Source organism: Bacillus litorisediminis (genome assembly GCF_022808645.1).
In the GTDB taxonomy this organism is placed as follows: Bacteria; Bacillota; Bacilli; order Bacillales; family JC228; genus Bacillus_BF; species Bacillus_BF litorisediminis.
In genome coordinates this window covers 59879-84418 of the sequence record NZ_JAKZKT010000019.1, presented here as the reverse complement: position 1 = coordinate 84418, position 24540 = coordinate 59879, and the positions used below count along the sequence as shown (strand labels likewise).

28 protein-coding genes are annotated in these 24540 nt (G+C 37.9%); 7 read left to right on the top strand and 21 right to left on the bottom strand.

The features are described 5' to 3' along the window. Positions 1–249 precede the first annotated feature (249 nt). The 9 genes from def to MLE14_RS11640 all read right to left on the bottom strand — a co-directional run bounded on the left by def (position 250) and on the right by MLE14_RS11640 (position 5067). The gene (gene def / locus MLE14_RS11680; protein ID WP_243298551.1) at positions 250–828 is read right to left on the bottom strand and encodes a peptide deformylase; all 579 of its coding nucleotides are present in this window, start codon (positions 826–828) and stop codon (positions 250–252) included. A 37-nt stretch (positions 829–865) separates the two neighbouring features. Further along, positions 866–1363, bottom strand: a complete 498-nt coding sequence (locus MLE14_RS11675; protein ID WP_243298550.1) for a hypothetical protein — start codon at positions 1361–1363, stop codon at positions 866–868. Positions 1364–1606: 243 nt separating this feature from the next. Further along, the gene (locus MLE14_RS11670; protein WP_243298549.1) at positions 1607–1864 is read right to left on the bottom strand and encodes a hypothetical protein; all 258 of its coding nucleotides are present in this window, start codon (positions 1862–1864) and stop codon (positions 1607–1609) included. A 31-nt stretch (positions 1865–1895) separates the two neighbouring features. Further along, positions 1896–2363, bottom strand: a complete 468-nt coding sequence (locus MLE14_RS11665; protein ID WP_243298548.1) for an SRPBCC family protein — start codon at positions 2361–2363, stop codon at positions 1896–1898. 95 nt (positions 2364–2458) lie between these two features. Then, positions 2459–3211: a YqcI/YcgG family protein gene (locus tag MLE14_RS11660; protein ID WP_243298547.1), complete on the bottom strand. Its 753-nt coding sequence runs from the start codon at positions 3209–3211 to the stop codon at positions 2459–2461. A 107-nt stretch (positions 3212–3318) separates the two neighbouring features. Continuing rightward, a complete protein-coding gene (locus MLE14_RS11655) occupies positions 3319–3843 on the bottom strand; it encodes a CBO0543 family protein (RefSeq protein ID WP_243298546.1) in 525 nt (174 codons plus the stop codon). Between the two features lie 125 nt (positions 3844–3968). Continuing rightward, positions 3969–4538, bottom strand: a complete 570-nt coding sequence (locus tag MLE14_RS11650) for a manganese catalase family protein (RefSeq protein ID WP_243298545.1) — start codon at positions 4536–4538, stop codon at positions 3969–3971. Between the two features lie 21 nt (positions 4539–4559). Beyond that, positions 4560–4826 carry a spore coat protein CotJB gene (locus MLE14_RS11645; RefSeq protein ID WP_243298544.1) on the bottom strand — a complete coding sequence of 89 codons (267 nt, stop codon included), beginning with the start codon at positions 4824–4826 and terminating at the stop codon, positions 4560–4562. 4 nt (positions 4827–4830) lie between these two features. Further along, entirely contained in the window at positions 4831–5067 is a 237-nt protein-coding gene (locus MLE14_RS11640) for a spore coat associated protein CotJA (RefSeq protein WP_243298543.1), read from the bottom strand. 201 nt (positions 5068–5268) lie between these two features. Between MLE14_RS11640 and MLE14_RS11635 the strand changes: the two genes are divergently transcribed. Together MLE14_RS11635 and MLE14_RS11630 are read left to right on the top strand one after the other, a co-directional pair. Further along, the gene (locus tag MLE14_RS11635; RefSeq protein WP_243298542.1) at positions 5269–6096 is read left to right on the top strand and encodes a DODA-type extradiol aromatic ring-opening family dioxygenase; all 828 of its coding nucleotides are present in this window, start codon (positions 5269–5271) and stop codon (positions 6094–6096) included. 38 nt (positions 6097–6134) lie between these two features. Further along, positions 6135–6335, top strand: coding sequence for a PspC domain-containing protein (locus MLE14_RS11630; RefSeq protein ID WP_243298541.1), 201 nt, complete (start codon positions 6135–6137; stop codon positions 6333–6335). A 99-nt stretch (positions 6336–6434) separates the two neighbouring features. Here MLE14_RS11630 and MLE14_RS11625 read toward each other — a convergent pair whose 3' ends face one another. From MLE14_RS11625 to MLE14_RS11595, 7 genes are all read right to left on the bottom strand, one after another. Next, positions 6435–7103 carry an amino acid ABC transporter permease gene (locus MLE14_RS11625; protein ID WP_243298540.1) on the bottom strand — a complete coding sequence of 223 codons (669 nt, stop codon included), beginning with the start codon at positions 7101–7103 and terminating at the stop codon, positions 6435–6437. Positions 7104–7181: 78 nt separating this feature from the next. After that, complete coding sequence (locus tag MLE14_RS11620; RefSeq protein ID WP_243298539.1) at positions 7182–8036, bottom strand: transporter substrate-binding domain-containing protein; 855 nt, start codon at positions 8034–8036, stop codon at positions 7182–7184. A gap of 116 nt (positions 8037–8152) precedes the next feature. Beyond that, complete coding sequence (locus MLE14_RS11615) at positions 8153–8677, bottom strand: glutathione peroxidase (RefSeq protein ID WP_243298538.1); 525 nt, start codon at positions 8675–8677, stop codon at positions 8153–8155. A 199-nt stretch (positions 8678–8876) separates the two neighbouring features. Then, the gene (locus MLE14_RS11610; RefSeq protein WP_243298537.1) at positions 8877–9596 is read right to left on the bottom strand and encodes a YebC/PmpR family DNA-binding transcriptional regulator; all 720 of its coding nucleotides are present in this window, start codon (positions 9594–9596) and stop codon (positions 8877–8879) included. A 516-nt stretch (positions 9597–10112) separates the two neighbouring features. Beyond that, positions 10113–11129 carry a DUF3231 family protein gene (locus MLE14_RS11605; protein WP_243298536.1) on the bottom strand — a complete coding sequence of 339 codons (1017 nt, stop codon included), beginning with the start codon at positions 11127–11129 and terminating at the stop codon, positions 10113–10115. A gap of 207 nt (positions 11130–11336) precedes the next feature. Next, positions 11337–12443: a bifunctional diaminohydroxyphosphoribosylaminopyrimidine deaminase/5-amino-6-(5-phosphoribosylamino)uracil reductase RibD gene (gene ribD / locus MLE14_RS11600; RefSeq protein WP_243298535.1), complete on the bottom strand. Its 1107-nt coding sequence runs from the start codon at positions 12441–12443 to the stop codon at positions 11337–11339. Then, positions 12436–13191, bottom strand: coding sequence for a GTP cyclohydrolase II (locus tag MLE14_RS11595; RefSeq protein ID WP_243298534.1), 756 nt, complete (start codon positions 13189–13191; stop codon positions 12436–12438). Before MLE14_RS11595 ends, ribD begins: the two co-directional genes overlap by 8 nt. 208 nt (positions 13192–13399) lie before the next feature. Here MLE14_RS11595 and MLE14_RS11590 point away from each other — a divergent pair, with 208 nt between their 5' ends. Next, positions 13400–13657 carry a DUF1292 domain-containing protein gene (locus MLE14_RS11590; RefSeq protein ID WP_243298533.1) on the top strand — a complete coding sequence of 86 codons (258 nt, stop codon included), beginning with the start codon at positions 13400–13402 and terminating at the stop codon, positions 13655–13657. Between the two features lie 25 nt (positions 13658–13682). After that, positions 13683–14027 (top strand): hypothetical protein, encoded by a 345-nt coding sequence (locus MLE14_RS11585; RefSeq protein WP_243298532.1) that lies wholly within the window; start codon positions 13683–13685, stop codon positions 14025–14027. Between the two features lie 110 nt (positions 14028–14137). On the opposite strand, the gene MLE14_RS11580 is transcribed toward MLE14_RS11585, so the two are convergent. The 3 genes from MLE14_RS11580 to MLE14_RS11570 form a co-directional block, all read right to left on the bottom strand. Continuing rightward, entirely contained in the window at positions 14138–14278 is a 141-nt protein-coding gene (locus MLE14_RS11580; protein WP_243298531.1) for a hypothetical protein, read from the bottom strand. A 183-nt stretch (positions 14279–14461) separates the two neighbouring features. Beyond that, a complete protein-coding gene (locus MLE14_RS11575; RefSeq protein WP_243298556.1) occupies positions 14462–18727 on the bottom strand; it encodes a S8 family serine peptidase in 4266 nt (1421 codons plus the stop codon). Positions 18728–19223: 496 nt separating this feature from the next. Beyond that, positions 19224–20030 (bottom strand): VanW family protein, encoded by an 807-nt coding sequence (locus tag MLE14_RS11570; RefSeq protein WP_243298530.1) that lies wholly within the window; start codon positions 20028–20030, stop codon positions 19224–19226. Between the two features lie 317 nt (positions 20031–20347). Here MLE14_RS11570 and MLE14_RS11565 point away from each other — a divergent pair, with 317 nt between their 5' ends. From MLE14_RS11565 to MLE14_RS11555, 3 genes are all read left to right on the top strand, one after another. Beyond that, positions 20348–21019 carry an SIMPL domain-containing protein gene (locus MLE14_RS11565; protein ID WP_243298529.1) on the top strand — a complete coding sequence of 224 codons (672 nt, stop codon included), beginning with the start codon at positions 20348–20350 and terminating at the stop codon, positions 21017–21019. A 374-nt stretch (positions 21020–21393) separates the two neighbouring features. Continuing rightward, positions 21394–21594, top strand: coding sequence for a cold-shock protein CspD (gene cspD / locus MLE14_RS11560; RefSeq protein WP_243298528.1), 201 nt, complete (start codon positions 21394–21396; stop codon positions 21592–21594). A 482-nt stretch (positions 21595–22076) separates the two neighbouring features. Next, positions 22077–22919, top strand: a complete 843-nt coding sequence (locus tag MLE14_RS11555) for an MBL fold metallo-hydrolase (protein WP_243298527.1) — start codon at positions 22077–22079, stop codon at positions 22917–22919. Between the two features lie 68 nt (positions 22920–22987). Here MLE14_RS11555 and MLE14_RS11550 read toward each other — a convergent pair whose 3' ends face one another. Both MLE14_RS11550 and MLE14_RS11545 read right to left on the bottom strand, forming a co-directional pair. Continuing rightward, positions 22988–23869, bottom strand: a complete 882-nt coding sequence (locus MLE14_RS11550; RefSeq protein WP_243298526.1) for a CvfB family protein — start codon at positions 23867–23869, stop codon at positions 22988–22990. A 138-nt stretch (positions 23870–24007) separates the two neighbouring features. Further along, positions 24008–24262 (bottom strand): cold-shock protein, encoded by a 255-nt coding sequence (locus MLE14_RS11545; protein WP_313897756.1) that lies wholly within the window; start codon positions 24260–24262, stop codon positions 24008–24010. Positions 24263–24540 lie beyond the last annotated feature (278 nt).

The window sequence follows — 24540 nt, the reverse complement described above, 5'->3', positions numbered from 1 at the left end:
TTGGTCTCTTTCAATATTATTGTTTCTCGTCATCATAATCCATCACCTCTAGATATCTCATTATAAATATTGTAAATCAAAAAAGACTGTAGGCAAACTCGATATTATCGAGTTTGTCTACAGTCTGGAGCTTGGAGTTGACTCCAAGCTCCTTAACTAGCTCTTATATTTCGTAAATCCTTAATTTCTCGTTCCATCTTCAATGTTATTAAAAAAGCTGCATCATTAAAGAATTTGCCTAATATTGGTTTAATAGACACTTTTAATTGATACATTTTCCGGAAGGCTAAATGGGTTTTCTTTATTAATTCGATCAAAGAACATAATTCCATTTAAATGGTCGATTTCATGTTGGACTACAATCGCCGCATACCCTTTTAACTTAATTACTACTTCTTCATTTTCCATATTGTACGCCTTTACTTTGATTCGTTCATATCTTGGTACAAAACCTGGTACTGACCGGTCTACAGAGAGGCAGCCTTCTCCATCAGGCAAGTAAATCATGGATACCGAATGGCTGATAATTTTTGGATTAAAAAGGGTATATTCATGCTGATCGCCTTTTTCATCGGTAAAATAAGCAGCGAACATTCTTTTATTCAATCCAATTTGATTGGCAGACAATCCTACCCCCGGACGAAGCTGATACTCTTTCGATCTTTCAGGATTTTGACTATTTTTTATATACTGCAGCATACAATTCATGATTTCCTGATCTTCCTCAGAAAGCGGAACAGGTACTTCTTTTGTAACCTCTCTTAATATCGGATCTCCTTCTCTTACAATGTCTTTCATTGTGATCATATAGTTCGAATCAAATTTCATAAAAAACTTCCCTTCACCTACTGTACATTTTGAATCATTAATTAACCTGATCAATAATATCTTTTACATATTTATTATCGATTTTCCCTTTTCTAAAAAGGTCATCGACGGTTTTAAATACTTGGGTATACCCATCCATTTCCCTAGTTAAAATGTAACCATTTTTTGTTTGGCGAATCAAGTACCGATTCTTATTATAATGAATATCAAATCGTTCACCTACCTGCACATTATGCACAAACTCATTATACCGTACATTGCTTTTATCCTTCTTTCGGATGCTAGTCACTTTTGAATGATTGATTCCCTCATATTCCTCATTTGATATTCCATCAAATAACTCTTCCTCTTTCTTAGGTTTTTTATATAAAAGCTCCGGTAACCATGGATTTTTTTCTAATATTAAATGAGTTACAATCATTGCCAGTAAGTAGTCCAAAACATACGTGTTGGTGCCAAAGTGATTGGCAAGTGTCCAAAATAATAAGTAAGACAATGTCAACAATAAAAATAAATAAGATATTCCTTCTTTCATAGACATTACCTCCTTATCTAACACTATGCGATTAAATATGTAGTACTAACCTTCCTATTCTTCGACATAAAAAAAGTACTCTCCTGTAGAAAGTACTTTCTTCGCATTTCCCATCCTGAAACGCCTTCTTTTATTAAAAATTGACAGCATTTGACACAATTTTTACTCAATTTATTTAAATAAAACGTTGATACTTGTCTAATTCTGCGCTTTCCCGGAAAATATTTTTTAATTTATTGTTTCCTAGGTATTCGAATTTTTTATCATAACTAACTTGAAATTTGCAACAGCCTGGTTATTTTCATTTACGACTCCAAGGTATCCTTGCTCCATTAATTCCACTATATTTTCTTTCGTTACTTCACTATTATACAAATCTTGGGGAGACTCATATTTCCAGCCTAATACAACTTTCGCAATATCTTCTGTCATACTTCTGACAATATAGTCGATTTCCTCCCACTCCTTGTCATAATTTGAATAAATTCTGAATATATCCAACGTTTTGCCCACTTTTTGTCGGTGACACTCCTTAGCGAGCTACGTGAGCGTCAGGAGCCTTATCCGCAACAAGGTTTAAGAGGATATTATGTTCGAGAAATGCTTTTAACCCGCAAAGAACCATGGTGTATCCTCCCATTGAATCAATCGCGTAATTAACGATATCCTCATCATTTCCTGTAAACCCAAAATGCTTAATAGTCACAAATGTTTCGTTCTCTGTACGGACGGTAAAGTTCCATTCAACCTTGGTACCATCATCGGCATATTCGATAAGAATACGTTTATTTGGTACCAGTTCCTTTACGAGAATCTCACCAGAAACCCCGTACATCTCCCATTCCCATTTCACTTTTTTCCCTTCTTCTAATCTTCCGCTGCTTTTGGTAAACCAAAATTTTGTGGTAATTTCCGGATCAACAAAAGCTTCAAATACGTTTTCTGCTGGTTTTCTAATTAACATCTCTGCTTTAACTACTGGTTTAGGATCCAAAGCCATTTAGTTTACTCCTTTATTTTGATATTTTTAAAAATTATATCATTTTCTTTCTTACAGTATAAAGAACCTGTATTGAAATAAAAAAAGAATGACAATCAATATTGTTCATTCCTTCCTTTTCCCGGCCTATAATGAAACGGGCACGATGACATACCAGTGTTGTCATCCCGTAAGAAATATTGTTTCCATTCATGATTATCCTCTTGCCCATACCATTTCAAATCAGGATGTGGCTGCATCTTATCATATTTTACAAGTCTCTCTCGAATCACTTCCGTTATTTTGCCGGAAGCTTGATTAGTTGTGAAGAAATGATTCAGTACCCATCTTGGTGTAATGGCTAGCATAAAGTAAGGAAAATACCGGCTATATCGGTGCTCGTGTGCAGGTGTTGCACAATAGATAAAATACCTCTCCCCTTCAAAACAAAATTCCCATGAAAAGTGGGAGGGGTCAGGAGAAACGCTCTTAGGCCATTCTTTTGTATCTAAAGTGCTCACTTTATTAAGAAGGTTCCAAAATATTTGTTCAAACAACTTTACCGTTGTTAAAATTTGAAGATCATAAGGAGTTTTATAGAATAGAATTAAAGCACTGTATTCCCCTATATCCTTGGAACACTGACCATATTCTTTAAGAAAGTAAGCTGTTTCCTTTATAGCATCTTCTGTTCTCGGATCAGCAACAAAACCATAACGCAATTGATCTAAAACATACCCTTGAATGGCTGGAATACAGGGAAATTTACGCTCTTTATCCGCTATTTTAGAGTGAAACATAAGGAAGGCATGCTTTTGCCAATCATCTAACTCAAGATTCATATCGTTTCGATTCAACAGACGTCCCATTTTCGTCTCCTCCTTCTCTACCTTATTGAAAGACAGAGAAAAAGGTGACTGTCCATTTAGGATTAATATCAAAGGATGGTCAGGTTATTGAGCAATCTTTCTGCTATTTATTTAAAAATGGAAATAGGAACCTGATGTGCATTAAATAAAAAGACAATAAATAATCCTGAAAAACCCCAAGCTATAAGTGGGCGTCTATGATGCACGGCGAGAAGCGTAAACATAACCATATTAAATAATATAGACCACTTTATCCCCCAGCCATGATCATGAATCATGCTGCCTTGCAAAAGTTTAAACCACTCTTCCAGTGTAAAGATGGATATCCATAGTCCAATGAAAGCTATTTGTTTCAGTCTGGTTTTTGGAAAATTGCCTAAATAAAGAAGGATGGTGCAAGGATATTTAATAATCATTTCCATAAGAGCAACATGCGTATGGGTTATATTGAATTGTTGGAGTCCCACTGGTACGAACTCCCACATGGAGTAGTCATGAAGCATAAATTGATATAACAAATCTCCTATTACGAAAAAAAGAATGGTGGGATAGTAGTCTCGCCAATGCCTCCAGTCCCCCCATTTCCAAGCAGCAATCACATATAGAATGGTGAATAAAATGCAAAGATTCAACGCAGGACACTCTTTCCATTTTTTTACACATTGTTACCCAAAAAATAATAAATTATTCAATAATGACAAATTAAGGTAATATACAAAGTAAAAAAGCCAAGCAACTGGCTTTTTTAGTGGAATATTTAAAAAAACCTTTTCCGTCCTTGTTCATCCTTTAAGATCTCAACTGCTTCACGGAATCTTTGTGAATGGACAACTTCTCTTTCTCTAAGAAAACGCAAGCCATCATTTAAATCTGGATCGTCGGATATATCAATTAGCCATTGATAGGTGGCTCGTGCTTTTTCTTCAGCGGCAATATCCTCATACAGGTCTGCTATTGGGTCGCCCTTGGCCTGGATAAACGTCGCTGTAAATGGGACACCTGCTGCGTTGTGATAGAAAAGAGCCTTATCATGATCCACATAATGATCACCTAGTCCTGCCGCCTTCATTTGTTCAGGTGTAGCATCCTTAGTCAGCTTATAAACCATTGTAGCAATCATCTCTAAATGAGCAAATTCCTCTGTCCCAATATCATTTAATAACCCAATGACTTTATCCGGAATCGTATAACGCTGATTTAAGTATCGTAGTGCAGCAGCTAGTTCTCCATCCGCCCCTCCATATTGTTCAATTAGATATTTGGCGAGCGTTGGGTTACATGTACTTACTCTAACGGGATACTGGAGCTTTTTCTCATAGAACCACATCTCGAAAACTCCTTTCCGATATTATACTTGCCACGGCCATGGAGCTGTGCCCCAGCTCCAATTTGCATCTGTGTAACTATTTCCAAATTGCTGCAGAGTACCATACCTTTCTTCAAACATCTGCTTAAGCTGTTTGCTATATTGGACATATTGATTAAATTGCTGCATGGCAGTTAAATCATCGGGGTGTGTATCCAAATAAAGCGTTAATTCTACTAAAACGAAATCAGCTGCCTGGATTTGTTCTAACAGATCATAGTACTCTTGAGGTAGCTGTGGATGTGCCATTACCTTACCTCCCTTTTGCCTCATAAGGGTTGTCATAAAAGTCGTATAAAGCTGGCCATAAGGTTCCTTTTTTCAAGGCAACATCTGGCGGAAATTGCTCAAGATTCGGTGGCTGAAAACCTAAATAAAGATTTGGCGGTGTTGAATAAAATTTGACCCCAATTGGCCGGCAAGGATCAAAACGTCCATGAAACGGCTGATATGCTTTCAAATTCGTATGTTCTGGGGGTAAATTACTCACGGGGTGTACACCTCATTCCTTAAAGTCTCTCTACATACCTATATTCAAAGACAGAATGTCCTGATTACTGAGAAATACCAACTTTTTTTCATTGCTGTTATCAATACTGTTGAATTCCTTAAAATCCTAGAAGCCCCGAAAAAGGATTTACCATATGATTATTAGAATTATGAAGGTATATAAATATAGGAGTGAATTACTATGAAAACGAATCCCTTTGTTTACGCATGTATGACCCCTCATGGCGGAGAAATCATACCTGAGTTAAGCCGTCAAGAGCCGGAACGAATGAAAACTACTCGTCAAAGTTTATATGTGATTGGAAAAGAAATGGAAGCTGCAAACCCCGATACCATCATCGTTTTAACTCCTCATGGTGTCAGGGTAAATGGACAATTTTCTATCACGAACAGTGAAAGAATGGTTGGTTCTGTTGAGGAAAATGATGCACAGTATGAGTTAGAAAGAAAAGTCGACCGTGAGCTGGCAAATTCCATTGCACAAACTGCTATGAAAAATAATATTCCTCTAGCATTGATTAATTATGGAACGAGTGCTGGACCTATATCCTGTTTACCGATGGACTGGGGGGTAATTGTTCCACTAGCATTTATGCCAAATGTACCAATAGTTGTCGTCACCCCACCGAGAGAATTGTCTTTTGATTTCCATTATCATTTCGGTGAAGCATTAAGAGAAGCTGTTCAGGCTGCTGCTAAAAGAGTTGCGCTTGTAGCAAGCTGTGACTGGTCACATACCCATGATGAGGAGGGGCCATATGGCTTTGATCATGCAGCAAAGGAATTAGACAAATTAGTGGTACAATATACTCAAAACAATGAGCTTGAAAAAATCGCTCATTTCGACAAAGAGTTTATTGAAGCCGCTAAACCCGATGGAATATGGCAAACCATGATTCTAGCTGGTGCGATACCAAAAGGTATTCGTCAAATCGATTTTCTTTCCTATGAAGCACCTACATATTTTGGGATGATGTGTGCTTCAGTTACATCGAAGGAACCATTATAAAATAGATAGTAGTAACAAGATAACATATGGAGGTTAAAATGAATAAAAAGCGATTGTATAAGTCTACGAAAGATCAGAAACTCAGCGGAGTATTAGCAGGAGTTGCAGATTATTTTGGAATTGACCCGGCTATAACTAGAATTGGATTCATCGTGTTAGCTTTGGGTACTGTTGTTATACCCTGTGTAATTGGATATCTTCTTGCAGCTTGGGTATTGCCAAAAGATACAGAAATATAATGGTAATAATTATCTAGCCAAATTGAAAATAAAAATGGAGAAGCCATAGATAACTTCTCCTTTTTATTTTCCATCTTTTAAGGATCCTATAAACAAAAATTACTTCAAATCTCTTTCCAACTTATTCTGGAAAACAGTGATAACTGAGCATATTCCCCAATAAATCAATGCAACCAATATGTACATCGTCATATAATCAAGTTCTCTTCCTCCGACGATTTTCGCTTTTTGAAACAATTCGGGTACTGTAATCATTGCTGCTAACGACGAGCTTTTAATTAAATCGAGAAGTACATTAGACAAAGGTGGTGCAGCTATTTTTGCTGCTTGGGGGATGATGATACTGCGCATTGTCTGCCAATAGGTTAGCCCAAGAGATGAGGCGGCTTCCCATTGCCCCTTTTCAACAGCGGCAATCGCGGAACGATTAATTTCAGCCATATAGGCTGCACTATTGAGGCTGAAACCAATCAAAGCAGCAGTGATAGCGGAAAAGTGAATCCCGATAATCGGAAAACCAAAATAAAGGATGAACAAAATAACAAGAATCGGGACCCCACGCATAAAAGATATATAGGTTCTTGCTGGAATTTGCAGGAAAATGTTCTTTGACATCCTGCCTAAAGCTAATAAAAAACCGATCATTAGACCGCAAAACATACTGATTAAAGATATCAATAAGGTATAACCAATACCTTGAATGACATAAGGAAAGGACTCGATGGCCAGCTTCAAATCAAAAATATATTCCCATTGAATGTTTTCCATGTTCCTCTCCCATTTCGTTACATAATTCACGGGTCATATTCCCTTAACTACGAGAATAGACCCGCTCAAAAAGTGAGTTTAGTAGTTTATTTCTCGTTTCTTAGTAACGTCTTCCCCGTCAAAGAACTGTTTCGACAGTTCACTGATTGTTCCATCCTTTAACATTTCCTGCAAAGTTTGATCAATCTGTTTCTTTAATTCTTCATTTTCTTTTTTCATAATCAAGCCTACCCCCTCATCAGGAGTTTCAAATTTTAAATCAGGATGAATGGTAATGTTAAAATCAGGGAAGGCAGCAAGACCTAGTTTTTGTAAATAATAATCATTTATAATAATGTCTGTTCTGCCAGAGGATACGTCCCGCAAATATTGTTCATTCGTTGCATTATCGTAAATAACTTCCTCTGCCCCGTATTTTCGGGCAATATCCATGTAAATGGTGGTCGCCTCCCCAGCAGCCTTTTTCCCTTTAATATCTTCAATCGTTTTAATTCCAGATAAATCATCTTTTCTCACAATCGCTGTTGCAAAGGAATATTTGTAAGGAATCGAGAAAGAAAACTTTTCTTTTCTATCCTCTGTTATAGAAATATCGTTTGCTGCGATATCGATCGTACCGCTATTTAAAGAAGTTAACATTCCGTCAAATGCCATTTCGACAAACTCTACCTCAAGTCCCATTCTTTTTGACAATTCGCGAACGACCTCTACATCAAAACCTGTTAACTGATCATTTTCTGAATCATGATAAGAGGCTGGATAAAGAGTTCCTGCTGTTCCAACTATAATCGTCCCTTTTTCTTTTATTTGATCCCAAGTACCCGTTGCATTCGGCTCATCTGCTCCAGTACTGCTGCACGCCGTTATTACAAAAGCTAGCGATATTAACAAACATGCAAATACAATAGGTCTTTTATGCAGTATATTACCCATTATGTAAGTACCCCCATTTGTTTAATTCTGTACTAACATAGCATTGTAATATAAAGAATGCAATAACGTTCCTGAAAGATTCATAGGAATCATGAAGGACAAATGGGAGTACTGCTTTACAATAATTTTTTGATATCTTCTTCAATTTCCTCAGGTTTAGTAGCTGGCCCAAAACGTTTTAAGACAGTACCTTCCCGATTGATTAAGAATTTGGTGAAATTCCATTGTATGCTTGAATCTAAAGTATCTCTTGCTGTTTCCTGGTAATCTTCACTTAAGACTTCTTGTACAGAGTCAACGGGAGCTTTCGATTTTAAATAACTAAATAAAGGATGAGCCTTTTCACCGTTCACCTCTATTTTTTGAAACAGCGGAAAAGTCACATTATAATTTACTGTACAAAAATTTCTGATTTCTTCATCTGTCCCAGGTTCTTGTCCGCCAAATTGATTGCAGGGAAATCCAAGTACCGTAAAACCATCATCTTTGTACGTTTGATATAATTTTTCAAGTCCTTCATACTGAGGTGTCAGTCCGCATTGACTGGCTGTGTTTACAATTAATAGCACTTTTCCTTTAAACTCTTCAAGACTGATTTTCGAACCATTGGTTAGATTAGCTTGAAATGAATAGATGGACATATGAACATCTCCTTACTTGTTTATTTCTTTTATTATAAATTTACATCAGATGTATGTATATTACAGCTATTGGTCCAAACTTTCCTTCATAATATCTTGAAACTGCTATATATGATCCATCCTGTTCATAACTAACGTCTGTAAGTTACCCCTATAAAAAAGCCCCTTATCTCATTGAGATCAGGGGACTGCAATTCGTTTATTCTCCTAAATCTACATTATGGTAAACACGCTGAACATCTTCTAAATCTTCGAGGGCATCAATTAATTTTTCAAATTGAGCTTGTGCCTCGGGATGCAAAGTTACCTCGTTTTGCGGCAGCATGGATATTTCCGCTACAGTAAATTCCGTAATACCTACATTCTTTAACGCTTCTTGTACAGCATGGAATTGATCTGGTTCTGCATAAATAATAACGGTTTCGTCTTCTTCTAACACATCGCGTACGTCGATATCTGCTTCCATTAAAATTTCAAGAACCTCATCAGCAGACTTTCCTTCTAGGCCAAATACAGCGGTTCGGTCAAACATGTAAGCAACAGAGCCGCTTACACCCATATTACCGCCGTTCTTGCCAAATGCTGCACGTACTTCTGAAGCAGTCCGATTGACGTTATTGGTTAAAGCATCAACGATAATCATAGATCCTGCAGGTCCAAAACCTTCATAACGAAGTTCATCATAATTATCATCTCCAGCACCTTTTGCTTTTTCAATAGCGCGATCGATAATATTTTTGGGCACATTGTACGTCTTAGCACGTTCCAACACAAACTTTAAAGCCTGATTCGCCTCTGGATCTGGCTCTCCTTGTTTAGCAGTTACATATATTTCAATAGCGAACTTAGAATAGATTCTACTAATATTCGCATCTTTTGCTGCTTTTTTTTCTTTAATATTGTTCCATTTACGGCCCATCTATACCACTCTCTTTCAATATTGAATCTGCATCAAATCATGGAAAAGAATTGCTTTTAATGTGTCAGCTGAAATGGCTAGAAATTAGGAATGGAAAATCAGCAATCCTTCCACAACAACCTATTATACCTCTATTTTCTTTATTTTTCGAGTATGTAAAAATGCAAACTCTATAAAAACTAATAGTTATTAGTATAGTCAATTAATAAAGTAAAAGATAATGTAATTGTCATTCCTACTTGATTTTCTGGAACCAATAAAGCTTATGAACCATACATTGGTGAAGATCGAGCATTAAACCCAGAAGTTTATTTTATAGTAGTCATAAATCAAATTGGGAATGGATGAACCAGTTCTCCTTATAATAGCCCAGCTCCAATTAACATGGCTAAATTCCCTCATGAATGAACTTCTTGCTACTCCGGTTCCAGAGAATGTTCACCCACTAATATTGAGAAAACAAAGATGGGTAATCCTTTGAATTAGGATTACCCATTTTCCTTACATATTCTTATTTTATTCATTTGCAATGGAATCCCTGTCTGGTGCTTGAGGCATTTGTTCCAGCCAGCCTTTTTCTATTATGAGATTTCCTAAATCCTCTACATATAGGGAAGTTTCTAAAAGTAATCTCGCAGCCATGGCACCAATATCACGTCTTCCGTTTAAAGAGATTGCATTTCCATATCCTCTAATTTTCATGGAAAACATATCAATTTTATGAAATAACATCACTTTATCCGAGAATGGAGACTCAGTTGATGTTGTGAATAAATGATCAAGTCGGGGAGCTGAAGGTAGGTGACTCCTATTCAAGATCTCGGAAAATCGGCTTATATGTTTTTCAGTCAGTTCCTTTCCCCTAACCAAAATATCCTTCACTTCTTCATCCCTTGCCACCTGAGTAAATCCAATCAGCAGTGCTTTCGAAGTTACGTTATTTTCAATATTATCATGAAGATGCGTTACTTCTAAAGCATGCGGGGGTCTTACATTTCCGAAAAAACCATGTAAATATTGCTGCTTTTTTACAAAATCAACATGTTTTGGAATCGGAATGATTGGCGGATATTGGATTAAGCCTTTGGCTTGTAAAAGTTTATTTACACGATTCATAAGCTCTACTGTCTTTGTTATACAGTAAGTATATATTTCTCTTGTATCTTCTCTTGTCATTAAAGGAACAGCGGTGGCATACAGACTCATCGCCGCTTTTGCAGTGTATTTCAAATAGTGAAGATAAAATTCATCAAGAAACAGTCTTGGGGCATTAAGGTTCACATCATCCTTGGTAAAACCTGATGGAATCGGGTGATTTTTCTCTTCATAGATGCAAGTAATTTTTTGCAGAATTTCCTCGGTTATTTCTAAAGCATACTCAAGTACATGTTGAATGTCGGGGTCATCAACATGCTGTAAATAAAATTGAACAATCAGTTTGGCCATGCTATTCCCCATATATGTGGCCCAAAGCTTACCTATCTCAGCCGATGTTAAAATTTCATGTGAAGTTAATGAATTGTCCATTTCCATCTGCCCGAACCACCCTTAGTTTTTTTGTAGTTTCAGCTTTCGGATAAAAACCTATTCAACTAACGCTCGTTGGCTAAAATTGTAAACCCTTTAAAATTAAAAAAAGTGACACGATTATGTCACTTTTCCATTGAATATTCTTGGTCAAATAATACAAAAAAAGGGTGTTTACCGTTATTCTCACGAAAATTATAAGAGGTTCAAGTCTTAGTGTTTAATTAGCTCTTTATAGATTGGATAGCCGACCCATTTATAATCCTTGCCAATCGGTTTAATCGTTACATCTGATAATTCAATGGCATCACTCATTTCCATAATGCCTTGTCCCTCTATAAATGTAGGAGCATTCTTTCCTCCAATCAATTTGGGTGCCATATAAATCACTGCTTTATCTACTAAATGCTGCTCTAAGAAAGCAGCATGAATCGATCCTCCGCCTTCAATCAAAACGGAAGATACCAATTTTTCTCCTAATCTATGTATTACATCGCTAGGATTTACGTGATTTATACCTGAAGTAACAAATATTTGAATACCTTTATCCTCTAATTGTTTTCTTTTCTCTTTGTCATGTTTTTCAGTGGTAAAAATCCATGTTTCTGCTTCATTGTCTTGTACGATTTTTGTATCCATGGGAATCTTTAAAGAAGAATCCATAACAACACGAATCGGATTTCTGCCATTTGGAATCCTCGCTGTCAGTTCAGGATTGTCTTTTAAAACCGTATTGATCCCAACTAATATAGCCATATTCTGACTGCGAAGCAGGTGGACATCATAGCGTGCTTCCTCGGATGTGATCCATCTGCTGCTTCCAGTATAGCTTGCAATTTTCCCATCCAACGTACTTCCTGCTTTTAATGTAACAAATGGTTTTTTCTCCACAATAAACTTATTAAATACTTCGTTCATCCGTCTCGATTCTTCTTCACAAACCCCAATTACCACTTCAATTCCGGCATCTTTTAAAATCTTTACTCCATTGCCGGATACGACTGGGTTTGGATCAAGTGTGGCAATCACCACTTTTTTTATACCAGCCTCCACAATGGCAACTGCACACGGCCCAGTTCTTCCATAATGTGAACATGGCTCCAGTGTTACATAAATGGTCGCACCCTTTGTCTTTTCACCAGCCATTCGAATGGCATGGATCTCAGCGTGCGGTTCCCCTGCTTTTAAATGCACCCCAATTCCAACAATTCGATTATCATTCACAATCACTGCACCTACTAATGGATTCGGATCTGTTTGCCCTTTCATAGCCTGAGCATTCTCAAGTGCAAGTCTCATATAAAATTCATGATTAGTCATTACAGCATGTTCCCTCGTCTTTCAGATGTCCAGAACGGTTGATTTTGGTTTGTAAATATTTCTCATTGTACTCCGATATGTCGCCCCATAAAGCCGTCCTCCCCGAAACATCCATGCCTGCTTCCTGTAATGCCTTCAGCTTTTTGGGGTTATTGGTAATAAGGGTTACTGGTTTTGAACGTAATGCTTTTAATACAGCAATGGCATCACTATAGTTTCTGGTATCATCTGCAAAACCTAGATGCAGATTTGCTTCTACTGTATCGTATCCGTTTTCCTGAAGAAGATAGGCCATTGCTTTACTAAATAATCCAATCCCCCTGCCTTCATGATTGGCTAAATAAAATAAAGCTCCAGTTCCATGATCGACTATCATTTTCATCGACTGCTTTAATTGAAAACCGCAATCACATCTTTTGCTTCCAAAAATGTCCCCAGTATGACAAATAGAATGAAAGCGGATCAGAGCATCATCCTTATATTGAAAATCCCCATAAACTAACACACTGGATTGCTGAAATTCAGCAAGATTTTTGGATGAGAGTTTTTCAATAATCCGATTGATGTCTTCCGTAGCTTCATCACAGTTCAGCCAGCAATACCATTTAAAAATAACAGTTTCTCCATACAAATTAACAGGTAATTGGATGGGTCCGACTAAATAGATTGCACCTTTATCTGTTTTTATATATTGAATTTTATCCTCGAGAATCTCTTTTACTTTTGGTTCGATTAAGGATTGTGCCATATTTTTATCCTCCGCGTATTTATATTTAAATATTTCAGACACATTTCTACATTATAAGTGAAGTTCATTACGATTTCATCTTTTGAGTTTGCAATAGTTTGCTTCCTTTTTAAAATACGTATACAACATAATCTTTCCCCTATTATTTACTACCCATAAAAAGTCACAATTTAGGGGATAGTAAAACAGACCTTAAGGAGGGATTTTTGTGAGATATGATGATGAAAGAGATATTGTAATTATAGAGGATGAGAATGGTCAGGAAAAAGAATATGCAGTAGAAGCTTTGTTCGATATGGAAGATCAGCTGTACGCCTTACTCAGAGGAGAAAATGACGAAACCCTGCTTTTCCGTGTAGAGGACGAAGGAGACGAACAATATGTCGTTGGGATTACGGATCCGAATATAAAAGAATCCATTCTTGACGCATATCAAATCGCAGTTGAAGCTGCACCGGCAGAATAGACCTTAGTGGGGAATGTAGTTTTAAATGAATAAGCCAATCATAGATATAATTCCTGATTCCCTAAAAACCAAAATTACAGAAGAAATCAGCGGCATGACTTTTACTAAAAACTTCCGATCTGCCACTGCTGAAGAGTGGTATGTATTTCTTCCTAATTACAAGGATCCACAAACAGGGGGAGCAGCAGGAAAGGTGATCATCCACTACAATCTTTATGGAAATCGTGAAATTTTTATTAATACCACGATTATCTTTGACGATCCCTTATTACACGATGAATCTCTCCATCACCTTATTTATGCGGTTTCGGATGAACTAATCAATCGGCTAGTCGGTTATGCCGATACATTACTCTCTGTCCATGCTTGAAAGAATTCTTATCAGGCTGAGTACAAACAAAAGCCATCCACTTAATGAAGGATGGCTTTTGTCTGTTTTGCAACATGCTTAACAACGGGTTTCCTTAAATATCAGGCTTTTTAATTTTCCGTCTGGTTTTTTTTCTTGCCAGGTATCACCTTATTGCCAGATGTATATTCATAACCAAACTTTAAACCTTGTGCTTTGTCTTTATAAGGGCCTCTTACTACTTTATATTGTTTCATGTTATTTTGAACCACTTGATATCTCCTCACTTCAAAAGAGTCTTTTCCTTCATTAATATGGACTAAACATCACCGGATTATTGGAATCATTCATTTGTTGGATTAACCTTGTTGCCGGATGTAGCTCCAAGAAGGCACCTATAAAAGATTAAAAAAGAAGCCACCGCAACAAACTGCGATGGCCTCTATTGCTCATCTTCATTTTTTCTTCGCATTAATATACAACTTACCTGGTGCAGATTTCCGGGCTTCATTTCCATATTCATCCCTGGCAATCACTTCAATCATTGCACCTTCAGCTTTGACATTCTTCGTAGCTGTATAGTAGCCAACATAATGTCCTTCTGAAACTTCCGTCATTGGCAGTTCAGTGGTGTTGGTTACATTGGTTAATGGCATGTGAATAACAAAGGTAGTGTCCAAACCTGGCTCACTGTCGAATTCAATTTGAACGGTTTCCCCTGCTTTTAATTCTTTATCTTCTGCAGGCATCAGATTTTCAATCTCAGCAATACTAAACTTAGCATCTACAGTAACAGTACTAGTTGTCGTATTTCCAGCTAAGTCGGAAGCAATAACCTCAATCACATTTTCACCCTCATTTAGAATAATGCGATGCTGATAACTTCCGTCTGATACAGCTGCATTTTGGCCATTTACAGTGACAGACGCTAAGTTAACATCATCCACCAAGCCGCTGACAGTAATAACTTCACGATTTGTTTTCAGTTCGTCTTCCGGTGCATCAATCGATAATGTAGGGAGTGTTGCATCATAAGTAACTACAACTGGCTCTGATGAATCGGTCATCCCATTATCACTAGCTGCTTTAGCAGTCAGACTATTGGCACCCTCTGTTAGGGTAACATTTGCAGAAAACACACCTTCCTCATTGGATTGAACCACTGCAGCTTCTTCCCCGTTATTATAAAGGTGAACCGTGTAGTTAGCTGCGGTTGTACCCTCTACTACGACCTCTTGCTGATTGGTAAAGCTGTTCGTAGTTGGCGATGTGATAACTGGTGCTGTCACCTCATAATCTACTAAAGCACGGATCATATAGTTTCCTTCAGCCTCGGGAGCAGGACTCCATGCCCCGCCTACTAATTGCCAGCTTCTGCCCGCATTATCCCCATTTTCATCTGTTCCAAGACCAGGTGAATTAGGATATGGAGTTGTTTGGACATAGACGACATAGAATTCGCTCGGTACTACGATTCCGTGCTGACTTAAGTCCACTTGTGTCCAATCACCATTTCGTAAGGCTGTTGCACTAATAGGACCGGCCAATTTTTGACCTGGAGCGCCATCTGTACCCGACGCATCATAGACTTCAACTGCAAAATCCGTTGCTCCCGGATCCGGCCAAGTTGTATCCCAGAAGCGGAATAGCCCTCCCCTCAATATTGCCTGAGTCTGACCATTTTCAAGCGTCATTTTTACAGCCCAGCCGTTTCCAGCATCATAAAAGGCTCTTGCATTTTCTGCTGTTCCATCATCATAGCCAATTTCTCCTGGATAGCCTATAAATGGCTTAAGTTGTACATCTAAGGCAATTTCCTGATCACCCTCTACTGTTACTTGGATTTCCTCACTGTAGTAAGAAGGTGCAGACACCTTAACTGTATAAGTCCCTTCATAGGCGACTAATGAGAAGTTTCCGTTTGCATCCGTTGTGACTGGGGCAACTGCCGCATCTTCAATAAGGTAAACTGTAGCACCTTCAACTGGATTTCCAGTCTGTTCATTTTTAACCGTTCCGGAAACTGTTCCTTGCGGAAGCTCTTCAAGTACAAAGTTTGCTGTCACTTCTCCATCCCGAGGGATATCCACTGTTTGGGTAACAGGTCTATATCCGTAAGCTTCTGCTATCAATGTGTATGCACCAGCTGCATGTGTAAGTTCAAAGCTTCCATCTTGCGGGTTCGTTTGGGTTGATCGCTCAGTTTCAACAACGGTAACTGTTGCACTCATTGGCAATGCTTGAGGTGTAACTGACTTATCAGTCACTGGTGCAGTTTCCTCTTTTTCAGCAGGTACAATTTTGTTCGGATCCACATATGCCTTTTCACTTTCAGAAGGTTCCGAAATGCCTAGTTCTCCTTTTTGTTCTACGTTGCCAAGAGTGCCTTTCTGGGTACTTGTTGTTAATGGGGTATTGGTTAATTTGACATCATCTATATACCAGCCTTCGCGAAGTACACTTCCATCGGTCGTTACATTAAAGGCTACATAGATTCGTTGACCGGCATATTCACTTAAATCAACTTCACCATCGATCCAACCGTTTGAAACATTGTTAATTCTTAGCTTTTGCACCCAGTTTTCCAAGTCTGTCGAAACGAAAACATGACCATAATCGTAGTTTCGTTCTAAGTTGTACCATTGTTTAAACTGGAGATATACATTTCCCTCTGCTGGCATATCAACTGGCGGCATTACAAGATTCATATTTGCTCTGTTATCATAGTTTCCTTCGAGATTTGTCGCATATACTTTTTCACCAGAGAAGGCACTGCCTGGACCTGATGTAGGAACTCCCCACTCCCATGTATTGTTTGTTCCATAGGAAGTCCAGCCTGCTGGAGTTGCCTCGAAATCTTGTTCATAACCTACTGATATTCCTGGCAGAACTGGGACATCAATGATGTCTGTTGATGTCTGATTTCCGCCAAAATCAGTAGCCACAATTTCATATTGAAGGTTAGGTTCGGCCACATCCTCACCAGGAATCGCAACTTGGTAGGTTCCAGCTTTATAATCACCTGAGATTCTGGCAGCTTCAACTTCAGCCCAGGTTCCATCTTGTTTTAAATAACGAAGCACTACCGAAATCACGCTGATATCATCTTGTACTTGGACTTGTAACGGCACTTCCATGCCGGAGAATACTTCAGCAGGACTTTGATGCTCTACGACAGGTGCTGTTACATCTTCTCCTGCTCTCGTTACGGATCCCTTCACTCTTCCTAGCCCGTTCACAACAGAAGAGACAGCATCAAATGCACTTACCAGTCCATAGCCGTACCCATTATTCGGTGATTGCGGGTATTCGCTGTCTGTCAAAGGAGTCGCTGTATTGAGCAGAATTTGTTCAATTTCATCAACGGTTAAGCTGGCATCAACTTGTTTAAGCAAAGCCACGACAGCTGAAACATGTGGTCCTGCCATAGAAGTTCCATTCCATCCTCCTTCATATGCTCCACCAGGGACTGATGAACGAATATTTACTCCAGGTGCTGTCACTTCGGGTTTAATTTCATCGTAAGGTGATGGCCCTTCTAATGAAAAGCTTGCCAAACGATTTTGCGAATCGGTAGCCCCTGTTGCAAAGGATTCAGGATAATTGGCAGGAGTTGCGACAGAACCTGGACCGCCTGGGTTAAATATTGTTGTATTACCCGCTGAAAATTCAGGGAAGATATCAGCTGCACGCCAAGCTTGCACCATTGGCCGGTACCATTCATCAAGTCCGGGACCGCCTCCCCATGAATTGTTTACAACATCTGGCGCCATTTCAGGATGAGGATTGCCTGCAGCATCCTTTGGAGCTAAAATCCATTCACCTGCTTCAAGCAAATCGACATCGGTACCACCGGCAGCAGTGAATGCCTTTACGGCAATCCATTTTGCTCCAGGAGCAACACCGATTTGATTAGATCCATCTGGTTCACTCCCGACCATCGTTCCGGTAACATGCGTACCGTGTCCTTGATCATCATATGGAACAGTTTGCCCTGCAGTTGCATCAAACCAGTTATATTCATGATTTGGCTGTGTCGGATTAGCAGGGTCATAGCCTCGATATTTTTCAACCAGAGCTGGATGGTCCCACTGAACGCCCGTATCAATTGATGCAACGACCACCCCCGTTCCATCGATACCCATATTCCAAACAGCTGGTGCACCAATTTGATTGATATTCCATTCGATTGATTGTATCTCGCCATCTGCTGTTACCTGGTCTTGTTTTGTAACAGTAGGAGTAAATAGCTGTCTCGTTTCATTTGGAAGTATTTTTTCAACTTCTGTGAAAGCGGCGATTTTTTCCATTACTTCCTTTGTCGAAGTAACAGCTAATCCGTTCACAATATAAAAAGATTGATAGTCTTTGACAGACCCATTTTTCTTTGCAGCTTCTAAAGCCTCTTTTAAACTGGCTTGTGTTTCAAGTGCTTTCCCTCTTAGGGTTGAAACAACTGCAGAACGTTTCATTAGTTTTTGGCTGGCAGCTGTAGCATTTTTAGCTTCAGCCTTTTGCACTGCTTCTGCAGCAGCTTTCTGCGGATCAGCTTGTTCTTTCATCTTAACTAGGTAAGTTACATATTCCTGATCCTTAAAAGTATCGATTACTTTTGAATGAACTTTGTTGGCAATTGTGTTGGCTTGATTGTCATTGACTGAGGTAGAGTGTTCACTGGCAGCAAAGCTTATTGGTGTAGGCATCATTAGTGTGAGGATCATGGTAAATAGAATCAACTGTCGGCACCAATTTTTCGGTTTCGCTTTTTTCAACCCTTTTCACTCCTTTTAATAAATAAATAAATGTCGGCTATCCTCCTTTCCTTGATATTTCACCTATGTAAAATCTTGGTGTTAACTCTAGCCTAAACTACATATTAGGGTTGATTCTGTCGATTGCTGTCTTTAAATTACAGAATTTTCTAAAAATGAATCTTTATTAGTAGCTCATTTTACGATTTTTAGTAAAAATTCACCATTAAAAATAAGTGTTTATCAAGTTTTATATAAAAAACTTAGTCTATTAGTTCTAACTTAAATGCTTTAAAAATCCCATATTTGGAAAAATGAACCAAACGTTCTACTTTAATTATTTGGAATGTTTAATAATGTAAAAAACTATCCATTAAAATTGAAAAACCATCAACTATTAACTCGTATGTACTCATTCTTTGTCTCAAAATAATGAAAATGAAAAAAACTGACCGACTTATTTCGATCAGTTTTCTAGCACGTTTCCGGGAATCTCATATTTTACTTCGGAAAAATTTTTAATAATTAAGGCGGTATCAATGATATTACCTGTCTTCACATCGACGGTTTTTCTCCAAATCTCATTTTCCCGATAATTCTTTCCATCCTTCTGCAGGAAACGATGGTTTCTTTCTTCAATATGATAGGATAATGGCCATTCTTGATCCGTTTGAATGGATCCTTTGAGATGCTTCTCTGTCAACCATACATTAATTTGGAAAATCTGATTAGTTTCATTTTTAAAACGAAAATCAACATAATTATAAAAAACACCGGCGCCGCTTCCGAATGGAAGGACTCTTCCGCTATCTGGAAATGGATCAAAGCTATGATGATGACGTTCCGTAATCGTCAATGGTGTATGTAACGCCATCCAGTATAAAAGATTGGCCATCTGGCATAAACCGCCCCCGATTCCTGACGTTACTTCACCTCTTGATAATAGCATTCCTTCGGTATATCCCTTATCTCTTGATGGTTTTCCAACTAATTGCCAAAAAGAAAATACCTCCCCTGGACGAATCAAAATTCCATCGATTGCTTTTTGTGCTATCTTTAAATTGGTAATCTTGCTTTCTTGCAACCCAGGAGCACTATTTCCCAATTTTCTTCTTAACAGCGATTGATGTCGTTTAACACTGAATGGAAGCTTCTCTTGACACTTTGTCCTGGCAAAGCTTCCACGGTCATTCCAATCCCTGATAAAACGAAAAAAACGTTTCTGTCCAATCCTTGTATGATAAAAGATTGGATGTATATTTGATAAACGCAAAATGGCCCCCCTAAGATTTATATTTCTTTTTTACTAAAAAAGTACTAGACTTCACCCACTCTTCCCTTTTTTGTGATCTTTCTCTTTACATAATGGATGAAAATGATTCGAACTAAAGATTAAGTCGCATATTACAATGTCCCATTTGAATTTATGAAAATTTGTACATCTGGAGGTGTCATGGATTTTATGCTCATTACGATCGTAGAAAAAAATCAACAAAGACTTAACAGAGCGTTTTACATTTAAAAGGAGTCACAGGACAATTAACTTTACATTAAATATAGGGAAAAGAAGGATCTAGGAGGTTTTATTGAATGCACTACCAGTCCATGTTTTACCGTTATCCCTCTCATAACCAATCTGCTACAAAGCATCGGGTAATAGAAGTACTTGGCGAAGGAACTGTTGCAGTTCTGCCTGATATTGCCATTATTAGACTTGGTGTTATATCGGAAGGGGCTGAATTAACGGAAACGTTAAACCAAAACTCTGCTGCCATGGCCAATATAATACAAGCACTTCATGAACTTGGAATTCCTAAGGAACACATTCAAACTGACGAATATCGAATTGATCTGCAATATGATTTTCAAGATGGGCAACAAAAGTTTAGAGGATATCGCGTAACCAATTTAATTAAAGTCAAGATTCAGGATGTATCAAAAGTTGGATTAGTTGTTGATACTGCAGTGCAAAACGGTGCTAACACGGTTTCAACAATTCAATTTTCATTAGACAATCAATCCGCTTTTTATAACCAGGCCCTTACACTTGCTGTTAAAAATGCGCAAGAAAAAGCGATGACGATTGCTTCTGCAGCTGGTGTCAGTCTCCATCAAACTCCTATTTCTGTAGCTGAATGGACTGTACAAAGACAGCCGCCAATCCCTTTTGAAACTGCTGCCATGGTGAAAAGTGTTTCTACCCCAATTGAACCTGGACAATTAGAGGTTAAAGCTCAAATCGTCGCTAAGTTTTCTTTCTGACCTCATTATTAGATTGCTTGAATTTGTTCAGGCTCAAGCAATAATTTCTTTAAACCCTTCACAATTTTAGCCGTATTAGTCTAGTAACATGCTGAAAGCATCGTCTAAAAGGAATGCTACCCCGATTATAAAAATTTAAGTGAAGCTTGTCTTTTTTTTGGAAGACTTTTGTAAGTCCGCTTGACTTTACACCTCTATTTATGTTTTACTTAATACACCATGTTCTCGTTAATACAATAAAGACTAAATAGATGTAAGCCGTGATTTCGTAAGTTGGATGATTTACTTAAATGACAGCTTATCGCAATCACGGTTTTTCATTTCGTTTGATTTTTAATGGGTGATGGTTAAACAGATTTAGGAGGAATTTTTTAATGAACACTGGTAAAGTAAAATGGTTTAATTCAGAAAAAGGTTTTGGATTCATCGAAGTAGAAGGCGGAGACGACGTATTCGTACACTTCTCAGCAATCCAAGGCGAAGGTTTCAAAACACTTGAAGAAGGTCAAACAGTTACTTTCGAAATCGTTGAAGGCAACCGCGGACCTCAAGCTGCGAACGTTGTAAAAGCGTAAGGACAATAATGTTTCGGCGGCGTTTTACACGCCGCCTTTTCTATTAAAGTTACCCTTCGGCGATTCCACCTTCATGTTTTTTCACTCTTCTTAAACCATTCATATATTCAAACATCAGCCTCAAGTTACAGTTTCCAAAAAATAACGGTGAAATGTTTAGAATCAAACATGTAAGTTTAAGCTTTAACAGGTAGATAACCTGATCCACACTGGCGCGGTCTAGGAGCCGTAAGGATGAAAGAGAGGTAGGGCTTTCATTGTTTTAGGTTTTATTTTCTATTAAAACCATAGAAAAATTGATATTTAGAATTCCTTCTAAACAATTAACGTCTTATTAGGACAGCTGATACCACGAAATTTCAGTTTTCCTAATAGGCGTTTTTTTCATGTCTATAACTTTTAAAAAACATAATTTTTTACAATTCACCTTAAATTTTCACTATACTTTAGAAAAGGAGTACTTCAAAAAGGAGACCTAAATTATGGATAAAACTACTGCAAGTTATATTTCTAGCCTAAACATATACAAAACCGGTGAATGCTTTCAGCTCGGAAAATTGACCGACCATACAAATCCATGGAAGAAACAATCGTTTCCTGCATTAATATTTTCATTTTATCATCCGCAAAAAGGGAATATTCTATTTGATACTGGGTACGATTCTGCTTATTTTTCCGCTAGTAAAAAGTTCCCCTATCGTTTGTATCGATTCGTAACTCCTGTAAAACTTTGTGATGATTTCTCTTTTAAGATAAGCCTCCCCCCAATTGATATTGTTTTGATTTCTCATTTTCATGCCGATCATTTAGGCGGTCTTTATTTTTTTAAAGATACACAAAAGATTTGTTCAAAACAAGAATGGGAGTCTGTAAGAGACAAGAAAGGGTTGAAAGCATTAAAACGGGCTTATCTTCCCGACTTAGTACCACCCAATTTTCCGTTCTCATTTGTGGAAGATACTTCTTTAGTTCGGCTTCCAGACGAACTATTTCCCTTCACTAGAGGGTATGATTTATTTGGGGATTCTTTAGTTTACGCGGTCCATCTTCCAGGACATACAAATTATCAATATGGCGTTTTCCTTAAAACTAAAAGAAGATGGGTGTTATTGTGTGCAGATGCCAGCTGGTCATTAAGATCGATCGAACAACATTCACTTCCGCTTCCATTTGCACGTTTAGCAATTGAGGATTGGCACGCGTATGTAAAAACCTTTACTAAGCTAAATCAATTACATTCAAAAAATAAAAATATATTGATCTTTCCATCACATTGTGAGGCTACTTATTTAAAGTGGAAAGACACACTTGAAACATTAGATTAATTACTTCCACATATTAAAAAAAGCTTGGGGACTTTTATTCCCTCAAGCTCGATTTTCACAATACTTTTTTAGTTCTGTTTTTCTGGTGGTTCGTTCTTAACCACATAGGTCCAGCCATTTCTTTGCACCACTTTGTCAGCTTTCATAAGACGGCCTAAGGCCCGTTTAAATGCAGCCTTGCTCATGCCAAATCGCAGCTGAATATCATCGGGCTGACTTTTATCGGTATAGGGCATGGCACCATTGCGTGATTCCATAAACGATAAAATAACCTCTGAATCCCGATCCATTTTTTCATGGGCACGAGGAATCAAAGAAAGATTAAGCGATCCATCGGGTTTGACCCCTATTACTCTCCCTTTTACCAATTCTCCCAGTCTTGGTTCCTCAATACGCTCCGATTCATGGATAAATCCTTTATACCCATCTTCCGTTAAAACAAAAGACCCTACCTTCAATAAACGGTAAACTCGTCCGCTTATATTTTGGTTTTTCATCGATTCTGGTGCTTTTCTCGCCATTTGACGAATGATATCCTCTGTTGCTAACTGTCCAAACAATCTTCCATTGCGGTCACTTTTTAATGATAGAAATAGTCGGTCCCCTTCTTTTGGCCATAAGTGCTCTAATAATGGCAAATCATCTAATGAAACCAAAATATCTTTATTGATTCCTATATTGACAAATACACCTAATTTTTTTACTACATCTACCACCTCCGCCCAGCCATAACGGCCTTTTTGGATTGCTGGAATTTTTGTTGTAGCGGCTAGCCTTCCTTGTTTGTCATGGTATAAAAAAACAGTAACTTCCTGACCCAGTTCAATCTTCTCGTCTATTTCATTTTGGTGCAGTAATACACTCTCATCTCCATCTGATAAGAAATAACCGAATGGCGCTTCTCGCTCAGCCTGAAGCCTGACTAAAGTTCCCGCTTCTAAACGGTTCATTTATATGTTTCCTCCTATACCTTGCTGCTCAAATAGATATGTATGTACATAAAACAAAGATAAAGGCGAAATGCCTTTATCTTAATTAATGAGTTGAACATTATTCTCATAGTGCCGTTGACCGAGGGGGCAAAAAAATCAGATTGCGGAACTTGGATTATGCAGAATTTCAATAACCCTTGTTGTTTGTTCCATTTCACTTTCACAAATAGGACAAGCCGGCACTTCACTGCTTTTAAAATTATCGCGTACCCAGCAATTACAATCATCTGAAGTACAAACCCATACTTTGGTTTCTACTTTTTCAACTTCTTCCTGATTTCTGCGATTAAACAAGCCTACACCCCCAATGAGATTTTGAAAAGCTGATTCATTTAAAAATAGACTACCCATAAGTTTATGAAATTACTCCTTCAAAAATGATATACGTTTATCATTCTTACCAAAGCGGAGTTACCCATAAAAAAAGGCGTAGCTCTTGAGAAAAGGCCATCAACATTTGCCTTCGCCTCATCAGAAGATACGACCTATTCCATATACTATTTAACAAAAAATATGAAATATATCTTTACTATACACCTATTTTCATGTAAAATCAATATTTTTGGTTATTTTATCAATCGACAAAATTCTAAAGAATCGTTACTATTAAAACAAACCGATTAGATCAT

Coding starts and splice junctions, on each gene's coding strand:
- def (WP_243298551.1), bottom strand. CDS start 828: ATGAAATTTGATTCGAACTATATGATCACAATGAAAGACATTGTAAGA.
- MLE14_RS11675 (WP_243298550.1), bottom strand. CDS start 1,363: ATGAAAGAAGGAATATCTTATTTATTTTTATTGTTGACATTGTCTTAC.
- MLE14_RS11665 (WP_243298548.1), bottom strand. CDS start 2,363: ATGGCTTTGGATCCTAAACCAGTAGTTAAAGCAGAGATGTTAATTAGA.
- MLE14_RS11660 (WP_243298547.1), bottom strand. CDS start 3,211: ATGGGACGTCTGTTGAATCGAAACGATATGAATCTTGAGTTAGATGAT.
- MLE14_RS11650 (WP_243298545.1), bottom strand. CDS start 4,538: ATGTGGTTCTATGAGAAAAAGCTCCAGTATCCCGTTAGAGTAAGTACA.
- MLE14_RS11645 (WP_243298544.1), bottom strand. CDS start 4,826: ATGGCACATCCACAGCTACCTCAAGAGTACTATGATCTGTTAGAACAA.
- MLE14_RS11635 (WP_243298542.1), top strand. CDS start 5,269: ATGAAAACGAATCCCTTTGTTTACGCATGTATGACCCCTCATGGCGGA.
- MLE14_RS11630 (WP_243298541.1), top strand. CDS start 6,135: ATGAATAAAAAGCGATTGTATAAGTCTACGAAAGATCAGAAACTCAGC.
- MLE14_RS11625 (WP_243298540.1), bottom strand. CDS start 7,103: ATGGAAAACATTCAATGGGAATATATTTTTGATTTGAAGCTGGCCATC.
- MLE14_RS11620 (WP_243298539.1), bottom strand. CDS start 8,036: ATGGGTAATATACTGCATAAAAGACCTATTGTATTTGCATGTTTGTTA.
- MLE14_RS11615 (WP_243298538.1), bottom strand. CDS start 8,677: ATGTCCATCTATTCATTTCAAGCTAATCTAACCAATGGTTCGAAAATC.
- MLE14_RS11610 (WP_243298537.1), bottom strand. CDS start 9,596: ATGGGCCGTAAATGGAACAATATTAAAGAAAAAAAAGCAGCAAAAGAT.
- MLE14_RS11605 (WP_243298536.1), bottom strand. CDS start 11,129: ATGGAAATGGACAATTCATTAACTTCACATGAAATTTTAACATCGGCT.
- ribD (WP_243298535.1), bottom strand. CDS start 12,443: ATGACTAATCATGAATTTTATATGAGACTTGCACTTGAGAATGCTCAG.
- MLE14_RS11595 (WP_243298534.1), bottom strand. CDS start 13,191: ATGGCACAATCCTTAATCGAACCAAAAGTAAAAGAGATTCTCGAGGAT.
- MLE14_RS11585 (WP_243298532.1), top strand. CDS start 13,683: ATGAATAAGCCAATCATAGATATAATTCCTGATTCCCTAAAAACCAAA.
- MLE14_RS11575 (WP_243298556.1), bottom strand. CDS start 18,727: ATGATCCTCACACTAATGATGCCTACACCAATAAGCTTTGCTGCCAGT.
- MLE14_RS11565 (WP_243298529.1), top strand. CDS start 20,348: ATGCACTACCAGTCCATGTTTTACCGTTATCCCTCTCATAACCAATCT.
- cspD (WP_243298528.1), top strand. CDS start 21,394: ATGAACACTGGTAAAGTAAAATGGTTTAATTCAGAAAAAGGTTTTGGA.
- MLE14_RS11555 (WP_243298527.1), top strand. CDS start 22,077: ATGGATAAAACTACTGCAAGTTATATTTCTAGCCTAAACATATACAAA.
- MLE14_RS11550 (WP_243298526.1), bottom strand. CDS start 23,869: ATGAACCGTTTAGAAGCGGGAACTTTAGTCAGGCTTCAGGCTGAGCGA.
- MLE14_RS11545 (WP_313897756.1), bottom strand. CDS start 24,262: ATGGGTAGTCTATTTTTAAATGAATCAGCTTTTCAAAATCTCATTGGG.